This is a genomic window from Arthrospira sp. PCC 8006 (genome assembly GCF_046480465.1).
GTDB lineage: Bacteria > Cyanobacteriota > Cyanobacteriia > Cyanobacteriales > Microcoleaceae > Limnospira > Limnospira platensis.
Genome location: NZ_PKGG01000452.1, coordinates 1 through 1455, shown reverse-complemented (window position 1 = coordinate 1455; position 1455 = coordinate 1). Strand labels below are relative to the sequence as shown.

Genomic DNA, 1455 nt, shown 5'->3' with positions numbered 1-1455 from the left:
GAAGAAGCGGACGGTAGTTTCTGCGAAATACCTCGTCGCCAATCACCGATAACGCACCCTGACTGCTACCGTGGTAACTCTGCTGGAAAGCTACAAAATTGGGTTTTCCCGTATAGCGCTTGGCGAGTTTCATTGCTCCTTCGATGCCCTCGGTGCCTGAATTAACAAATTCCACATTATCGAGACTTGGATGAAGAATATCATGCAGAGCCTTTGCCAAGCGTGCCTGCGGCGACTGGATATATTCACCATAGACCATGATATGCATGTACTGATCTACCTGCTCTTTTATGGCCTTTACTACGGCGGGATGCCGATGTCCTAAATTACAAACGCTAATACCCGCAATCAAATCCAAGATTTTCTTTCCCTCAGGCGTGTAGAGATACATTCCTTCGGCCTTTTCCACTTCTAAACCCAAAGGAAAATTAGTGGTTTGTGCTTGGTGAGCTAAGAAAAGCTGGCGAATGCTGGCCATAGTTCAAGTTTGATTGTTGAAGAAAGCTCTTTTGATTAGCGCTTCACAGCTTTCGACATCTGCTCAACTTTTTCCTTCAGCCCTTCCTTAAATTGGATAACTCTATCCAACAATTCGCTATCCGAAGAAGCTACAATTTGTGCGGCTAATATACCCGCATTGCGAGCGCCATTTAATGCCACCGTGGCCACGGGCACCCCAGAAGGCATTTGCAAAATTGAAAGAACGGAATCCCAGCCATCTATGGAGTTACTCGATTTTACGGGCACACCGATTACAGGTAAAGGCGTAAGAGATGCCACCATACCGGGAAGATGAGCCGCACCGCCCGCTCCAGCAACAATTGCTTTGATGCCACGCTTATGGGCGTTTTTTGCGTAATCAAACATTTTTTCGGGTGTACGGTGAGCAGAAACGATATCCAATTCGTACTTCACTCCTAGTTCATCCAACACCTTCGCGGCTTCTTCCATAACGCTTAGATCGCTTTGCGACCCCATAATGATTCCAATCATCGAGATATTATTTTAAAGTTTTCACGAAATCTACGCACAATATTTTTAGCCTCGTCCACATCGGGGTGAATTGCGGTAATGTGCCCCATTTTCCTAAATGGACGCGTTTCTAATTTCCCATATAAATGCAGGTAGAGTCCTTTTTGTTTGAGCAATTCCTCCGCGCCTTGGTAGGCTACGGGGCCGGAATGCTCGGGCTCACCAACAACGTTACCCATGGCTGCGGGAAGAATAAGATCGGTATTTCCTAGGGGCATGCCTAAAATGGCTCGAACGTGCTGCTCAAACTGCTAGGTATAGCAGGCTTCGATGCTAAGATGGCCACTATTGTGTACGCGCGGGGCGGATTCGTTAACCAGCAAATTCCCCTCCTTATCGAGAAAAAGTTCCACTGCCAGTGTACCTACGATTTTTGTAGCTTCGGCCAACTTGACTGCCAATTGCGTGGCCTCAACCATTTTT

The 1455-nt window shown here is 46.9% G+C and carries 4 protein-coding genes; all 4 read right to left on the bottom strand.

All coding sequences use genetic code 11. From position 1 onward, the window contains the following. On the bottom strand, positions 1 to 478 hold a 478-nt coding region (locus tag B9T16_RS28655), incomplete at its 3' end, for an aminotransferase class III-fold pyridoxal phosphate-dependent enzyme (RefSeq protein ID WP_410246387.1). A 35-nt stretch (positions 479 to 513) separates the two neighbouring features. Beyond that, the gene (purE, locus tag B9T16_RS28650) at positions 514 to 993 is read right to left on the bottom strand and encodes a 5-(carboxyamino)imidazole ribonucleotide mutase (RefSeq protein ID WP_410246386.1); all 480 of its coding nucleotides are present in this window, start codon (positions 991 to 993) and stop codon (positions 514 to 516) included. Then, entirely contained in the window at positions 990 to 1211 is a 222-nt protein-coding gene (locus tag B9T16_RS28645; RefSeq protein WP_410246385.1) for a hypothetical protein, read from the bottom strand. Before B9T16_RS28645 ends, purE begins: the two co-directional genes overlap by 4 nt. Before the next feature lie 72 nt (positions 1212 to 1283). Further along, positions 1284 to 1451 (bottom strand): ATP-grasp domain-containing protein, encoded by a 168-nt coding sequence (locus tag B9T16_RS28640; RefSeq protein WP_410246388.1) that lies wholly within the window; start codon positions 1449 to 1451, stop codon positions 1284 to 1286. Positions 1452 to 1455: the final 4 nt, after the last annotated feature.